Origin of the sequence: Enterobacter cloacae complex sp. 397G4 (assembly GCF_050031515.1) — a bacterium.
Classification (GTDB): domain Bacteria; phylum Pseudomonadota; class Gammaproteobacteria; order Enterobacterales; family Enterobacteriaceae; genus Enterobacter; species Enterobacter hormaechei_C.
This window is the reverse complement of record NZ_JBLGWE010000001.1, coordinates 742,433-756,890: the sequence shown is the minus strand read 5'-3', so window position 1 is coordinate 756,890 and position 14,458 is coordinate 742,433. Positions and strand designations below refer to the sequence as shown.

11 protein-coding genes and 1 pseudogene are annotated in these 14,458 nt (G+C 53.5%); 7 read left to right on the top strand and 5 right to left on the bottom strand.

The features are described 5' to 3' along the window. Window positions 1-12 precede the first annotated feature (12 nt). Window positions 13-828: a co-chaperone DjlA gene (djlA, locus tag ACQG1Y_RS03625; protein ID WP_015572652.1), complete on the bottom strand. Its 816-nt coding sequence runs from the start codon at window positions 826-828 to the stop codon at window positions 13-15. A gap of 239 nt (window positions 829-1,067) precedes the next feature. Here djlA and lptD point away from each other — a divergent pair, with 239 nt between their 5' ends. From lptD to apaH, 6 genes and pseudogenes are all read left to right on the top strand, one after another. After that, the gene (gene lptD / locus ACQG1Y_RS03620) at window positions 1,068-3,425 is read left to right on the top strand and encodes an LPS assembly protein LptD (RefSeq protein ID WP_141414293.1); all 2,358 of its coding nucleotides are present in this window, start codon (window positions 1,068-1,070) and stop codon (window positions 3,423-3,425) included. 53 nt (window positions 3,426-3,478) lie between these two features. Further along, a complete protein-coding gene (surA, locus tag ACQG1Y_RS03615) occupies window positions 3,479-4,765 on the top strand; it encodes a peptidylprolyl isomerase SurA (protein ID WP_017383803.1) in 1,287 nt (428 codons plus the stop codon). Further along, complete coding sequence (gene pdxA, locus ACQG1Y_RS03610) at window positions 4,765-5,751, top strand: 4-hydroxythreonine-4-phosphate dehydrogenase PdxA (RefSeq protein ID WP_015572650.1); 987 nt, start codon at window positions 4,765-4,767, stop codon at window positions 5,749-5,751. Before surA ends, pdxA begins: the two co-directional genes overlap by 1 nt. Next, window positions 5,748-6,569, top strand: a complete 822-nt coding sequence (gene rsmA / locus ACQG1Y_RS03605; RefSeq protein ID WP_003856423.1) for a 16S rRNA (adenine(1518)-N(6)/adenine(1519)-N(6))-dimethyltransferase RsmA — start codon at window positions 5,748-5,750, stop codon at window positions 6,567-6,569. The genes pdxA and rsmA overlap by 4 nt, the downstream gene beginning before the upstream one ends. Before the next feature lie 3 nt (window positions 6,570-6,572). Then, window positions 6,573-6,902, top strand: a pseudogene (apaG, locus tag ACQG1Y_RS03600) (Co2+/Mg2+ efflux protein ApaG); the annotation flags it as partial. 51 nt (window positions 6,903-6,953) lie between these two features. Beyond that, window positions 6,954-7,802, top strand: a complete 849-nt coding sequence (apaH, locus tag ACQG1Y_RS03595) for a bis(5'-nucleosyl)-tetraphosphatase (symmetrical) ApaH (RefSeq protein ID WP_015572649.1) — start codon at window positions 6,954-6,956, stop codon at window positions 7,800-7,802. Between the two features lie 39 nt (window positions 7,803-7,841). Here the strand turns inward: apaH and folA are convergent, their stop codons facing one another. The 3 genes from folA to kefF form a co-directional block, all read right to left on the bottom strand. Beyond that, window positions 7,842-8,321 (bottom strand): type 3 dihydrofolate reductase, encoded by a 480-nt coding sequence (gene folA, locus ACQG1Y_RS03590; protein WP_003856431.1) that lies wholly within the window; start codon window positions 8,319-8,321, stop codon window positions 7,842-7,844. Window positions 8,322-8,435: 114 nt separating this feature from the next. After that, window positions 8,436-10,301, bottom strand: a complete 1,866-nt coding sequence (kefC, locus tag ACQG1Y_RS03585; protein ID WP_015572648.1) for a glutathione-regulated potassium-efflux system protein KefC — start codon at window positions 10,299-10,301, stop codon at window positions 8,436-8,438. Next, on the bottom strand, window positions 10,294-10,824 hold the full coding sequence (gene kefF / locus ACQG1Y_RS03580; protein WP_017383806.1) for a glutathione-regulated potassium-efflux system oxidoreductase KefF: 531 nt from the start codon (window positions 10,822-10,824) through the stop codon (window positions 10,294-10,296). Before kefF ends, kefC begins: the two co-directional genes overlap by 8 nt. Window positions 10,825-11,195: 371 nt before the next feature. On the opposite strand from kefF, the gene ACQG1Y_RS03575 reads away from it, so the two are divergent. Next, on the top strand, window positions 11,196-14,153 hold the full coding sequence (locus ACQG1Y_RS03575; RefSeq protein ID WP_349402287.1) for an autotransporter outer membrane beta-barrel domain-containing protein: 2,958 nt from the start codon (window positions 11,196-11,198) through the stop codon (window positions 14,151-14,153). 48 nt (window positions 14,154-14,201) lie between these two features. Here ACQG1Y_RS03575 and ACQG1Y_RS03570 read toward each other — a convergent pair whose 3' ends face one another. Then, window positions 14,202-14,435, bottom strand: coding sequence for a YgdI/YgdR family lipoprotein (locus ACQG1Y_RS03570; protein ID WP_003856439.1), 234 nt, complete (start codon window positions 14,433-14,435; stop codon window positions 14,202-14,204). Window positions 14,436-14,458: the final 23 nt, after the last annotated feature.

Genomic DNA, 14,458 nt, shown 5'->3' with positions numbered 1-14,458 from the left:
CGGGCCATTTTTTTATTTAAAACCTTTCTGCTCTTTAATTAGCTCGTAGGCTTTCTGGATTTCCTGCGCTTTCTGTTTCGCCATCTCCATCATCTCTGGCGGCAGGCCTTTCGCCACCAGCTTATCCGGATGGTGCTCGCTCATCAGCTTACGATAGGCGCGTTTGATGGTCGTGACATCGTCAGACGGCTTCACGCCGAGGACGTTACAGGCATCTTCAAGCGTAGGGCCACGCTGCGCCTGCTGCCAGCCGCCGCCGGACGATTGCTGCTGATAACCGCCGCCAAAGTGCGCGCCGCCCTGCATCATGCGCAGGAACTGATCGAACTGCATGCGGGAAATGCCCAACTCTTCAGCAATCACATACAGGACGTCCCGTTCATTCGGATGCAGAGAGCCATCCGCGAAGGCGGCCTGGATTTGAATTTCCAGAAACATCCGAATTAAATCAAAACGCCCGAAACAGATGCTACGGAACTGCCGCATTTTTTCACGCAGCGGGTAGTGATCTGATTTACCAATCCGAAACGCATTCTGCGCCGCGATGCGGGATTCGCCGTGCAGATTCATGCGATCCATAAAGACGCTGGCCACCTGAATATCGGCTTCCGTTACGCGTCCTTTTGATTTGGTTAAGTGCCCCATCACCTCGAAGGTGGTGGAGAAAAAGAGTGACTGGCGCTCGCGCTGGTTGGCAAACCAGGCCATTTTGCGGCTGCGTGCTTTATCAAACATATGGCCGATAATGAGGCCAAGAACGACACCCCAGAATCCGGCACCCATAATAATTGCGAACGCAACGCCGATTATTTTACCCCAATACTGCATATACTCCCCGAATGGTCATGTTCCTGGCCGACGCAACGCCATCATTACAGTGGTCGCGCCACGGTCAATTGAGGGACATCGCCTATAATTTGCATTATCATACTCGTCATTCGATAGCGAGCCTAACACTCTGGCGCGCAAACGGGCAGGATTAACGCTGGTACTGCGCTGATGAGTAAGATAGTCTCTGAGCGTTTGTAAGCCGTAGCCACTGATGACGGAACAATAAAATACAACGTATGAAAAAACGTATCCCCACCCTTCTGGCCACAATGATTGGCACCGCCCTGTATAGCCAACAGGGGCTCGCAGCCGATCTCGCCTCGCAGTGTATGCTTGGCGTCCCAAGTTACAATCGCCCACTGGTGAAAGGCGATACGAATGACTTACCCGTCACCATTAATGCCGACAGCGCAAAAGGTAATTATCCTGACAATGCGACCTTTACGGGCAATGTCGATATTAACCAGGGAAACAGTCGCCTGCTTGCTGACGAAGTGCAATTGCACCAGAAGCAACCGGAAGGTGCTCAGGCGCCTGTCCGTACGGTGGATGCGCTGGGTAATGTGCACTATGACGACAATCAGGTCATCCTGAAAGGTCCGAAAGCCTGGTCGAATCTGAATACCAAAGACACCAACGTCTGGGAAGGTGATTACCAGATGGTCGGTCGTCAGGGGCGCGGTACCGCGGACCTGATGAAGCAGCGCGGCGAAAACCGCTACACCATTCTCGAAAACGGCACGTTTACCTCCTGTTTGCCAGGGTCAAATACCTGGAGCGTTGTGGGCAGTGAAGTGATCCACGACCGTGAAGAACAGGTTGCAGAGATCTGGAACGCCCGTTTTAAACTCGGCCCGGTGCCCATTTTCTATAGCCCATACCTGCAACTGCCTGTGGGTGACAAACGTCGTTCAGGTTTCCTGATCCCGAACGCCAAGTACAGCACGTCGAACTACTTTGAGTTCTACCTGCCGTACTACTGGAACATTGCGCCCAACATGGACGCCACGATCACGCCGCACTATATCCATAAGCGCGGTAACATCATGTGGGAGAACGAATTCCGCTATCTGACCAAGGCGGGCGCGGGTCTGATGGAATTTGATTATCTGCCATCAGATAAGGTGTTCCAGGACGAGCATCCGAGCGAAGGTGATAAGCACCGCTGGATGTACTACTGGCAGCACGCCGGGGTATTGGATCAGGTGTGGCGCTTCAACATCGACTACACCAAAGTCAGCGATCCGTATTACTTCAACGACTTTGATTCTAAATACGGCTCCAGCACCGACGGTTACGCCACGCAGAAATTCAGCGTGGGCTACGCCATTGAGAACTTTGACGCGACGGTGTCGACCAAACAGTTCCAGGTGTTTGATACGCAAACAAACAGCACCTACGGCGCAGAGCCGCAGCTGGACGTTAACTGGTACCAGAACGATGTGGGTCCTTTCGACACGCGCGTTTACGCGCAGGCGGTCCATTTCGTCAACACCAACTCGGATATGCCGGAAGCTACGCGTCTGCATATCGAGCCGACGATCAACCTGCCGTGGTCAAACGACTGGGCGAGCCTGAATACCGAAGCCAAAGTGATGGCCACCCACTACCAGCAGAAAAATATTGATAAATACAATGCGAATCCGAACAACGCGAACGATCTTGCAGATTCAGTAAACCGTGTCCTCCCTCAGTTTAAAATGGACGGCAAGCTGATCTTCGAACGCGATATGGGCATGCTCGCGGATGGATATACCCAGACGCTTGAGCCACGTATGCAGTATCTGTACGTGCCTTATCGCGATCAGAGCAAGATTCAAAACTACGACTCGTCCTTACTGCAATCTGACTATAGCGGCCTGTTCCGCGATCGTTCCTACGGCGGCCTTGACCGTATTGCGTCAGCAAACCAGTTAACGACCGGCGTCACAACGCGCATATATGATGATGCTGCCGTTGAACGTTTTAACGTTTCTGTTGGTCAAATCTACTATTTCACAGAATCACGCACTGGCGATGATAAAATTCAGTGGGAGAAAGACAACAAAACGGGCTCACTGGTATGGGCGGGCGACACTTACTGGCGCATGACGGATCGTTGGGGTCTGCGCGGTGGTGTTCAGTACGATACACGACTGGACAATATCGCGACGGGCAGCGCTGCCATCGAGTATCGTCGTGATGAGGACCGTATGTTGCAGTTGACATACCGTTACGCCAGCCCGGAATACATTCAGGCGACACTGCCTAATTATTCCACTTCCGACCCATACAAAGACGGTATTTCACAGGTGGGTACCGCCGCGAGCTGGCCGATCGCCGATCGTTGGTCAGTCGTCGGGGCCTACTACTATGACACGAATGCCCAAAAACCTGCTGACCAGATGCTGGGTCTGCAATACAACTCCTGCTGTTACGCAATACGTGTCGGTTACGAACGCAAACTTAACGGCTGGGATACGCAAAACAGTCAGGGCAAATATGATAACGTGATCGGCTTTAATATCGAGTTGCGCGGCCTGAGTTCTAACTACGGTCTGGGCACGCAGCAGATGCTGCGCTCGAACATTCTGCCGTATCGTAGTTCATTGTAATGTGCTTGATTTACAACGTAATCCGCTTTGCGGTTAATTGAAATGGAAAAAGTATGAAGAACTGGAAAACGCTGCTACTCGGTGTCGCTATGGTTGCGAATACCAGCTTCGCGGCCCCACAGGTTGTCGATAAAGTCGCGGCTGTGGTTAACAACGGCGTCGTGCTTGAAAGTGACGTTGACGGTTTGATGAAATCTGTAAAGCTCAACTCGGGCGAAGCAGGTCAACAGCTTCCGGATGACGCTACGCTGCGCCACCAGATCCTGGAGCGTCTGATCATGGATCAGATTGTTCTTCAGATGGGCCAGAAAATGGGCGTGACGATCTCTGACGAGCAGCTCGATCAGGCGATCGCCAACATTGCAAAGCAGAACAACATTACCCCGGATCAGATGCGTAGCCGCCTGGCCTACGACGGCATCAGCTATGCCACCTACCGTAATCAGATCCGTAAAGAGATGCTGATTTCAGAAGTGCGTAACAATGAAGTCCGTCGCCGCGTCACCATCCTGCCTCAGGAAGTGGATGCCCTGGCAAAACAGGTAGGGAATCAGAATGATGCCAGCACCGAGCTTAACCTGAGCCACATCCTGATCCCACTGCCGGAAAACCCAACCTCCGATCAGGCGGCTGAGGCGGAAAGCCAGGCGCGCGCTATCGTTGAGCAGGCGCGTAATGGCGATGACTTCGGCAAGCTGGCGATCACCTATTCCGCTGACCAGCAGGCGCTGAAAGGCGGCCAGATGGGCTGGGGGCGTATTCAGGAGCTGCCATCCCTGTTTGCCCAGGCGCTGAGCACGGCGAAGAAAGGCGACATCGTCGGTCCAATCCGTTCCGGTGTGGGCTTCCACATTCTGAAAGTGAACGACCTGCGCGGCCAGAGCCAGAACATTTCGGTTACAGAAGTGCATGCGCGTCATATCCTGCTTAAGCCGTCTCCGATCATGACTGACGATCAGGCTCGTGCGAAGCTGGAACAGATCGCGGCAGACATCAAGAGCGGTAAAACCACCTTCGATAAAGCGGCAAAAGAGTTCTCTCAGGATCCTGGCTCTGCAAACCAGGGCGGTGACCTGGGTTGGGCGGCAGCGGATATTTACGATCCGGCTTTCCGCGATGCGTTAATGAAGCTGAATAAAGGCCAGATGAGCGCGCCGGTGCACTCCTCCTTCGGCTGGCATCTGATCCAACTGATGGACACGCGCAACGTGGATAAAACCGACGCGGCGCAGAAAGACCGTGCGTATCGCATGCTGTTTAACCGTAAGTTCTCTGAAGAAGCCGCAACCTGGATGCAGGAACAACGCGCCAGCGCCTACGTGAAAGTGTTGAGCAACTGATGAAACCGCATCGTGTTGTGATCACCCCCGGCGAACCCGCCGGGATTGGGCCTGACCTTGTGGTTCAGCTCGCCCAGCGCAGCTGGCCGGTAGAGTTGGTTGTCTGCGCAGATGCAACACTGTTACAAGACCGGGCAGCTTTGCTCGGTCTGCCTTTAACGCTCCTCCCTTACGTTGAAGGCCAACAGCCCGCACCGCAGCAGGCGGGTACTCTCACCCTGCTTTCTGTTCCGCTCCGTGCGCCTGTTGTCCCCGGTGAGTTACACACCGAAAACGGCCACTACGTTGTCGAGACGCTGGCGCGCGCCTGTGACGGTTGCCTTCAGGGCGAATTTGCCGCCCTGATCACCGGTCCGGTGCATAAAGGCGTGATCAATGACGCGGGCATTCCGTTTACCGGGCATACCGAATTTTTCGAAGAGCGTTCGCACAGCCCGAAAGTGGTGATGATGCTGGCAACCGAAGCAATGCGCGTTGCGCTGGTAACAACGCACCTGCCGATCAAAGCCATTCCGGATGCCATTACGCCTGAACTCTTGCGTGAGATCATTGGCATTTTGCATCACGATCTGCAAACCAAATTCGGCATTCCGCAGCCGCATGTGCTGGTTTGCGGCCTGAATCCGCACGCGGGTGAGGGCGGACATATGGGCACCGAAGAGATCGACACCATCATTCCGGTGCTTGAGGAGATGCGGGCGAAGGGGATGAACCTCAGCGGGCCTCTGCCTGCCGACACCCTTTTCCAGCCCAAATACCTGGATAATGCCGACGCCGTACTCGCGATGTACCACGATCAGGGTCTGCCCGTGCTAAAATACCAGGGCTTTGGCCGCGGGGTGAATATCACCCTCGGTTTACCCTTTATTCGAACGTCCGTTGACCACGGTACTGCGCTGGATCTGGCAGGCCAGGGAAAAGCGGATGTCGGCAGTTTTATTACGGCGCTTAATCTCGCCATCAAAATGATTGTTAATACTCAATGACTAATCGAGTCCATCAGGGCCACTTAGCCCGTAAACGCTTCGGGCAAAACTTCCTCAACGATCAGTTTGTGATCGACAGTATCGTTTCTGCCATTAATCCGCAGAAAGGTCAGGCCATGGTCGAAATCGGCCCGGGTCTTGCCGCGCTGACCGAGCCGGTAGGCGAACGCCTCGACGAACTGACCGTTATCGAACTCGACCGCGATCTGGCCGCGCGTCTGCAAACGCACCCGTTCCTCGGGCCGAAGCTGACGATTTATCAGCAGGATGCGATGACCATGAACTTTGGCGAACTGTCAGAAAAAATGGGACAGCCGCTGCGCGTGTTCGGTAACCTGCCGTACAACATCTCCACCCCGCTGATGTTCCATCTGTTTAGCTATACTGATGCCATTGCCGACATGCACTTCATGTTGCAAAAAGAGGTCGTTAACCGTCTGGTTGCAGGGCCGAACAGTAAAGCGTATGGTCGTTTAAGCGTGATGGCGCAATATTACTGCAACGTGATCCCGGTATTAGAAGTACCGCCTTCCGCATTCACGCCACCGCCAAAGGTAGATTCTGCGGTTGTGCGCCTGGTGCCACATAAAACGATGCCGTACCCGGTCAAAGACCTGCGCGTGCTGAGCCGTATCACGACAGAAGCCTTTAACCAGCGCCGTAAAACGATTCGTAACAGCCTTGGCAATCTGTTTACCGTTGACGTATTAGCTGAGTTGGGCATCGACCCGGCAATGCGTGCGGAAAATATTTCCGTAGAGCAGTACTGCAAGCTGGCTAATTACATCAGCGACAATGCACCGCCGAAGGAGAGCTAAGCCATGATTGATTCGCCCCGCGTCTGTGTTCAGGTTCAAAGCGTCTACATTGAGTCCCAATCCACACCGGATGAAGAACGTTTTGTCTTTGCTTATACCGTAACCATTCGCAATCTGGGGCGGATGCCTGTGCAACTGCTCGGGCGCTACTGGCTTATCACCAACGGCAATGGCCGTGAAATTGAAGTCCAGGGCGAAGGCGTGGTCGGTGAACAACCCCATATCGCCCCTGGCGAAGAGTATCAGTACACCAGCGGCGCGGTCATTGAAACGCCGCTGGGTACCATGCAAGGCCATTATGAAATGGTCGATGCCGACGGCAATGCTTTCCGCATTGCTATTCCCTATTCCGTCTCGCCGTACCTACACTTATTCATTAATCTAATGTCTACATATCTGATTGGCGACGTTCACGGTTGCTACGATGAACTGATCGCATTATTAAAACAGGTCGACTTCACCCCCGGGCAGGACACGCTCTGGCTGACGGGCGACTTAGTGGCGCGCGGTCCCGGTTCCCTGGACGTCCTCCGCTATGTCAAATCGCTGGGTGACAGCGTGCGCATGGTGCTGGGCAACCACGATCTGCATCTGCTGGCCGTATACGCCGGGATCAGCCGTAATAAGCCGAAAGATCGCATTACCCCCCTGCTGGAAGCACCGGATGCCGATGAGTTGCTCAACTGGCTGCGTCGCCAGCCGCTGCTACAGATTGACGAAGAGAAAAAACTGGTGATGGCGCATGCCGGCATCACGCCTCAGTGGGATCTTGAGACGGCAAAAACCTGCGCGCGCGACGCCGAAGCGGTGCTGGCGAGCGACTCCTACCCGTTCTTCCTTGATGCGATGTACGGCGACATGCCAAATAACTGGAGTGATGACCTCAGCGGCCTGGCACGACTGCGTTTTATCACCAATGCTTTTACGCGGATGCGCTACTGCTTCCCGAACGGGCAACTGGATATGTATTGCAAAGATACGCCTGAAAATGCCCCTGCGCCGCTTAAGCCATGGTTTGCGATTCCGGGCCCCGTGACAAACGAATACAGTGTGGTATTTGGACACTGGGCATCGCTGGAAGGAAAAGGCACCCCGGAAAATATCTATGCGCTGGATACCGGATGCTGCTGGGGCGGGGATTTAACCTGCTTACGCTGGGAAGATAAAACCTACTTTGTGCAGCCATCCAACCGACAGCTGGACTTAGGCGAGGGTGAGGCAGTCGCCTCCTGAAGATGTTTATCCTCTCCCTTCGGGGAGAGGATAAAACCGTTAACGACGTTCCAGAATTTCGAAGCAGTAGCTGTGTGAGTTCTGCGCATCCGCATCGTGAAACTCACTGAATACGGACTCCCACTCGTCCGGATCGTAATCCGGGAAATGGGTATCCCCTTCCACTTCCGCATCAATGTGCGTCAGATACAGTTTCTGCGCTTTAGGCAGGAACTGCTCATACACACGCCCCCCGCCGATCACCATGATCTCTTCGGCATCGCCGCAGGCGGCAATTGCTTCATCAACGGACTTAACCCACTGAACGCGATCGTCAGTGCCCGGCTGGCTACTGATCACAATATTCTTACGACCCGGCAGTGGACGACCAATCGACTCCCAGGTCAGGCGGCCCATCACTACCGGCTTGTTTAACGTAGTACGTTTAAACCATGCGAGATCGGCAGGCAGGTTCCACGGCATGGCGTTTTCCATGCCGATAACGCGGTCTACCGCCAGCGCTGCAATCAGACTGATCATTGAAAATTTCCCGGATGCAAAAAATTGCCGCCACTATACGGAAAGCTTAATCTTTCGTCGACTGGCGGCAGGGTAAAGAATTAGAAATTTTTTAATATTGCTGGCAACTCCACTTCACGCAGAGGGTTTACTCTCCGGTTCATCCGCAGGATCACCAGTATGCTTGCCCTCTTCCGTTCCTTGCCAGCCGTGGCGCTGAACCAGCGACAGATGATTACGATCCTCGTTGATGATCTCCGTCAGCATGGTGCTGGTGCGTTTAAACACCGCAGCGCGTTCGGTTGCCGTACTGCTCGCCATCGCCACCATCTCTTCCACCATCTCATGATTAAAACGGCGGAACAGATCGGCACGCTCACGTGCCTCATACGCGCCAAGCCCCAGGCTTTCCAGCGCCATGCGGCCAGATTTGAGCGCCCCTTCGAAGGTTTCACGTTCAGGGGCTGCCACACCCGCCTGACGCAGCTGGATGTAGTGATCCACATCGCGCGCACGGGAGATAATGGTCAGATGCGGAAAATGCTCTTTAACCAGCTCAACCATCTGCATACTGGTCTCTGGATCGTCAATGGCATTAATCAACACCTCGGCTTTCGCCGCCCCGGCGGATTCCAGCAGATCAACTCGGGTCGCATCACCGTAAAACACTTTCATATCGAATTTACGCAGCGTATCGACATGGTCAGGATCGTGATCGAGGATAACCATTTTGACTCCGCTGGAGAGCAGTAAACGGCCAGTAATCTGCCCGAATCGGCCAAATCCGGCGATGATCACCCGCGGCTGCTCCTCGTCGATCTCATCGGCTTCTCGCTCCTGTTCGCTTCCCGTTTTCTCCAGACGCGTCAGCAGCACCAGCAGGATCGGCGTTGCGGCCATCGACAGCGCAACCGCCAGCGTCAGCGCTTTTGCCCATTCCGGATCAAGTACATTTGCCATCTGCGCTGCGCCAAAGACAACGAAAGCAAACTCACTCCCCTGCCCCAGCAGCACGGCAAACCAGCGGCGTTGCGGTTTTGGCACATTTAACGGGCGGGCAATCAGCCACAGCATCGCCATTTTAATGACCAGGAAACCCACCAGCAGAATGATGATGCGCAGCGGATGGGTTACCAGCGTCCCGAAGTCGATAGACATCCCGACGCCGATGAAAAACAGCCCCAGCAGCAATCCTTTAAACGGCTCGATATCGCTTTCCAGCGCGTGACGGTATTCGGAGCTTGCCAGTAAGACTCCCGCGAGGAAGGCGCCCATTGCCATCGACAGCCCGGCCTCTTCCAGCAGCAATCCAAAACCAAACACCAGGAATAACGCAACGGCGCTGAATACTTCGCGCAGGCCAGAGCGAGCAACAAAGCGCAGCAGCGGACGCGTTACGTAGCGACCAAGCAGAACAACCAGCGCCAGCGCACCGGCAACCTTCAGCGCTGATAAGGCAAATGCTCCCAGCGTCGTTGATGCGCCGCTGGTTGCCAGCAGCGGGATCATCGCCACCAGCGGGATGGCGGCAATATCCTGGAACAACAGTACGGAGAAGGTGCTGCGCCCCATTTGCGACACCGTCAGGTTACGCTCGTTCATTGCCTGCATGGCAATCGCCGTCGAGGAGAGCGCCAGCGTCATGCCGATCAGCTCTGCGACTTTCCACTCCATCCCCAGCAGAATGCAGAACCCGCCCAACAGCAGACCGCAGGCCAGCATTTGCAGGGCGCCTCCGCCAAACACCGAGGCGCGCAGTTTCCACAGCCGCTGCGGATCCAGCTCCAGACCAATCACAAACAGCATCAGCACCACGCCGATCTCCGCAAAATGCAGGATCGACTCGGCATCCGTCACCAGCCGAAAGCCCCAGGGGCCAATCACACACCCGGCAATCAGATAGCCGAGCACCGAGCCCAGCCCCAGACGAACCGCCACGGGCACAATTAATGCCGCCGCGCCGAGGTAAATCAGCGCCTGTATCAGCGTATGGCTATCCATTGTGCGTCTCCTGCCACTCAAGTAAACGTTGTTTGTAGTGACGAGCCTGCGCCTGCAAGGTTTCATCGTCGCAGACAAAGGTACAGTGCATCGCAAAAGGCGGAAGCCAGTTCAGACCGCAGTAAAGGGCAGTAGCCTGGAGCGGCTGCGCCAGCACGTCAAATCCGGGGAAGGCGCCAATCTCAAAGTGGCTTTCCCCCCCGCCGGTGGTAACAGCCCACATCAGGCTTTTGCCCTGAAGCGCGTTGCCGTTGTGCCCATATGCCCAACCGTGGGAGAAAACTTTGTCGATCCACAATTTCAGCAGCGGAGGCGTGCTGTACCACTGCATCGGATGCTGCCAGACGATCAGATCGGCACGGGAGAGCGCCTCCTGTTCGGCGGCGACATCGATATTGAAATCAGGATAGAGTTGATAGAGGGAACGTATCTCTACGTTTTCAAGCGTCCTTGCCTGCTCAAGCATCCGCTTATTCGCATGCGAGTGCTGCGGATAGGGGTGCGCATAAATTATCAGAATCATGTATATGCCCGTCTTTTACTTTTCTTGTAGCAATGAGTGTAGACAGTTACCACCCCGACTTAAAGGGGTCATCTTACGCTTCAAAGTAAATCGCAAGTATTGGCAATCATCACCACTTCAACAGCGATTACGGCGCTAAAGAAAGAAAACGACGCGTACGACAAATTCATGCCGCAAAATAATAGTAACAACTCATATTGCCAACAGATATTTTTAGAGGACCTTAAGTCATTCTTTAATAAAACAGTCTGTACATAACCCATTGAAAAAATAATAATTTTACGCTCTTTGTTTTGAGCTCATTATTTAGGCGGTCGATATACGTTTTACACACGTGTCGAATATTCCTTCTCACTCAAATGGATGTGTACATGAGCAACAAACCCTCCCAATTAAATAATACAACCAAAACTCTGGGAAAGATATTTCCTGCCTTGTTGATATGCACCCCTGCGGTTGCGTTTTCTGCAACGATTGACCAATCAACTTCTGTTCCTCAAGATTTCTCAGCCGATGCTGAATATGTTATTAATAAAGACGTGACGATATCTTCCGCAGATAGTGAAGCGGCGGTATCTGTCACTGGGTTTACTACCACTAACGCCACTAATAATGGGAATATTTCTGGCACGGGAAATGGCCTGGATATTAATACTATTGAACAGCGTATAGTGATTAATAACAACTTCGGCGCAACCATTTCTTCCACCACCGCGAATGCTGTTAATATTCAGTCAATGCTCGGTGATTTCAGTAACAGTGGAAATATTATCGGTGCGGAAAATGGCATGTTTGTCGGCGAAAATTCTTCCGCAGTAAACATTATTAATACCAGCACCGGAATGATAAAAGGAGAAACGGGTCTGAGGACTCAGTATGGTATTGGCATTAATAATAGTGGCGCAATTATCGGTACAAATGGTGATGCTATTACGGCAACTAATGGTAACACCAAACTTTTTAACAGTGCCTTTGTGCAGGGAACCGAGAACGGTATCAATGTAAAAGATACTGCAAAAATGGATATCAAGAATAGCGGAACGATTAGTGGTAAAACAAACGCTATTATGTTTGCCAGCAATAAAAATAACGCCCTGGTGCTTGATACGGGTTCCACTCTTATCGGTGACGTTATTTCCACCAATTCCACGGGAAACACTCTTACCCTGATCGGCACCGGTACGGAAGACAGTAACTTTGTGGGTCTGAACGAAGGCGACGGTTTTGCCAGTATAAAAATGATGGGCGAAAATTGGGCGCTGTCGGGCGATCTCGATATTATTGGCTCTGGCGATTCCTTGCTGATAGACACGGGCGCGTTAACCCTGTCAGGCGCGGTATCGAATACCGGTAATACACGGGTGGCCAAAGATGCTTCGTTGCAACTGGGCGATGGCGAAAAAACCGCGACCCTCAGCGGTGGGCTCACCAACAACGGTACCGTCATTTTTAACCAGGGAAGCGATTTCACTTTCGCCACCGACATGACCGGTAGCGGTAACGTCGAAAAAGTCGATTCCAACACCCTGACTCTGACGGGCAAAAATAGCTATACAGGGGATACGGTTCTGCACGGCGGTACCACGCTGGTCTCCACCGACGCAACGCTCGGCGTCAAGGGCAGTAACGCCACCGTTACCGTTGAAAATGGCGCGACCTTTGCCACCGCAGGCGAAGTGAACAACAACATCGCGGTTCTTAGCGGCGGTACGCTGGCGGCATGGAATGCAGTCCAGGGTAACTCCACGCTCAGCGCTTCCGGCGTCGATACCATCAACGGCAACGTAACTAATGGCGGCACGCTGTTACTCAGTGCGGCTGATAATAGCGTTGGCAATAATTTTACGATTAATGGCGACTACACCGGCTCTGACGGTAGCCAGATCGTGATGAACAGCACCCTGGGTGAAGATAATTCACCAACTGATCACCTCACTATTACGGGTAGCAGCTTCGGTCAGTCTGGCATCAGCATCACCAACATTGGCGGCGAAGGCGCGCAAACCATTAACGGTATGGAAATTGTCAGCATCGGCGGCAGTTCCGAAGCCCAACTGACGCTGGCAAAACCGGTCGTCGCAGGCGCCTGGGAATATAACCTCTACCAGCACAGTGACGGCAACTGGTATCTGGAATCAAAGGCGACGCCTTCTGATGAGCCTTCCGACGACACCGATGACGGTGGCAATACTGATGATGGCGATAACACCGACAACGGCGGCAACACCGACAACGGCGGCAGCACCGACAACGGCGGCAACACCGACAACGGTGGCAACACCGACAACGGCGGCAACACCGACAACGGCGGCAACACCGATAACGGCGGTAGCACCGACAACGGCGGCAGCACCGATAATGGCGGCAACACTGACAACGGCGGTAATAATACGCCGGAAGTCATGGCACCTGAAGTGGGTGCTTACTTAGGTAACTACCTTGCCGCACAGAGCATGTTCCTGCATAAGCGTGACGATCGCGACCAGATCACCTTCCGCAATGAAGACGACCTGAACACCTGGATGTACGTTAAGGGTCGCTATCACGAGAACGATGCGGGTGGCGATAAAGTCAGCTACGACACCACCACCACCGTACTGCAAGTCGGCAGCGATTTCATGAGCAAGCCAATGGATAACGGCATCCTGCGTGCTGGCGGGATGTTCGGTGCAGGCCAGGCGAAGACCCACTCTGATGCGAAGCACAACGTACGTGACGCACAGGGTAAGGTTGATGGCTTCAATGTTGGGCTGTACGCCACCTGGCAGGAAGATCAGAAATTACGTCTGGGCAGCTACGTTGATACCTGGGCCGCTTATAGCTGGTACAACAACAACGTCACCAGCAATCGCAACGATGAAGACTACGATAGTGAAGGTTTCGCCGCGTCTGTTGAAGTCGGCCACGCGTGGATAATCCAGTCTGAAAATGAACGCACCTGGAAGATCGAGCCGCAGGCGCAGGTGATTTACAGCTATCTCGATCAGGAAAATCATACCGATCGCGACGGCGTACGCGTCACTACCCTGGACAATGACAGCGTCTTTGGTCGTCTCGGCGTTAAAGCAAGCTACTTCCAGCAGAAGGACGTCAAGGCCTGGCAGCCGTACGTTGCGGTTAACTGGTTGAAAGGTGCTGGTCAAAACGATCTGGCATTCAACGACGAGACCGTCAGCAACGATACGCCGGAAGATCGTGGTCAGTTAGAGTTGGGCTTAACCGGCAACCTGAACGAAACCACGACGATCTCCCTGCGTGCCAGCGGCGAGTGGGGTGAAAACAGCTATGCCGCCTACAGCGGTCATATTTTGTTAAACCATCGCTGGTAATCGATCATCCTGAAGCAAAAAAGCAGTGGCATGTGCCACTGCTTTTTTTTAGTTATCCAGCTCGCCCATTGATTTAACCTGGTCACGGTTAATCTGTTCAGTTTGACCGGTTTCGGCGTTTTTGTACGATACCAGACCGGTATCGTCATCCACCTGCGGTTTCCCGTCAGTAACAATCGTTTTGCCATCGGTGGTTTTTACGGCCTGATTGGACGAACAGCCCGCCACGGTGAACATTGCAGTGGCAGCCAGAACGGAAGCGATCAGTAGTTTATTTTGCATGGTGTTTTCCCTTGCTGTCAGTT

Excerpts from the sequence above, each read along its gene's own strand:
- surA (WP_017383803.1), top strand. The coding sequence starts at position 3,479 with ATGAAGAACTGGAAAACGCTGCTACTCGGTGTCGCTATGGTTGCGAAT.
- kefF (WP_017383806.1), bottom strand. The coding sequence starts at position 10,824 with ATGATTCTGATAATTTATGCGCACCCCTATCCGCAGCACTCGCATGCG.
- ACQG1Y_RS03575 (WP_349402287.1), top strand. The coding sequence starts at position 11,196 with ATGAGCAACAAACCCTCCCAATTAAATAATACAACCAAAACTCTGGGA.
- ACQG1Y_RS03570 (WP_003856439.1), bottom strand. The coding sequence starts at position 14,435 with ATGCAAAATAAACTACTGATCGCTTCCGTTCTGGCTGCCACTGCAATG.
- rsmA (WP_003856423.1), top strand. The coding sequence starts at position 5,748 with ATGACTAATCGAGTCCATCAGGGCCACTTAGCCCGTAAACGCTTCGGG.
- folA (WP_003856431.1), bottom strand. The coding sequence starts at position 8,321 with ATGATCAGTCTGATTGCAGCGCTGGCGGTAGACCGCGTTATCGGCATG.
- djlA (WP_015572652.1), bottom strand. The coding sequence starts at position 828 with ATGCAGTATTGGGGTAAAATAATCGGCGTTGCGTTCGCAATTATTATG.
- pdxA (WP_015572650.1), top strand. The coding sequence starts at position 4,765 with ATGAAACCGCATCGTGTTGTGATCACCCCCGGCGAACCCGCCGGGATT.
- apaH (WP_015572649.1), top strand. The coding sequence starts at position 6,954 with ATGTCTACATATCTGATTGGCGACGTTCACGGTTGCTACGATGAACTG.
- kefC (WP_015572648.1), bottom strand. The coding sequence starts at position 10,301 with ATGGATAGCCATACGCTGATACAGGCGCTGATTTACCTCGGCGCGGCG.
- lptD (WP_141414293.1), top strand. The coding sequence starts at position 1,068 with ATGAAAAAACGTATCCCCACCCTTCTGGCCACAATGATTGGCACCGCC.